This is a genomic window from Virgibacillus sp. M23 (genome assembly GCF_034190895.1).
Taxonomy (GTDB): Bacteria; Bacillota; Bacilli; order Bacillales; family Amphibacillaceae; genus Virgibacillus; species Virgibacillus salarius.
In genome coordinates, this window is sequence record NZ_JAWDHA010000161.1 from 1 (window position 1) to 611 (window position 611).

Consider the following 611-nt stretch of genomic DNA (forward strand, 5'->3'; position numbering starts at 1 on the left):
TTTACATCAGAAGCCAATCTCCGATTCTTTCCGAAATATTCAGCAATTTCCAATTGGATAGCCGTTTTATCCGGTGTACGATGAGATTATAAAGAAATTGAACATTGCAACAGAGTATAGGGATAGGTCATAAAAAGGAGACGTTCATGACAGGACATTATGCAAAAACGGAACATCAATATATATTGTTAACGTCTGAATCGACATCGTTTGATCATTACAGCGTATACAGAGATCCTCAGCTTCCGCAAATTTTTTCTCATAATTTTGTTCAGCTCCATGATACGTTTCCATTGGAGCGGTTATTGAATTTTTTGCCCTCCGTACCAAAGCTGCTTGAAGCGAATTATCTCCATTTAAAAGCATCGCCGCAGCATGTTTTTCCGCTCGGTTTGAAGCAGTCGCTTGTAAAAAGCGGTTTTGTCGTCGAGGATGAGCTACTATATGACATGAAGCTTAATGACTGGAATGGACAGATGGGACATCCTTTAACCGCATGGGGGACGGCAAAGAGCCTTAGCGATGGATCTTCTATTATGAAAATTTACGATTCCATTTATATTGGAGAAGCGATCGCCGAACAAAAATTAAATAGAAAATACCCTTTCTAC

The 611-nt window shown here is 39.4% G+C and carries 1 protein-coding gene and 1 pseudogene; both read left to right on the forward strand.

The features are described from left to right. Positions 1–61, forward strand: a 61-nt coding sequence (locus tag RVS70_RS21795) for a hypothetical protein (RefSeq protein ID WP_321134810.1), incomplete at its 5' end; no start/stop codon positions are given. Positions 62–146: 85 nt separating this feature from the next. Then, positions 147–611, forward strand: a pseudogene (cgeE, locus tag RVS70_RS21800) (spore maturation N-acetyltransferase CgeE); the annotation flags it as partial.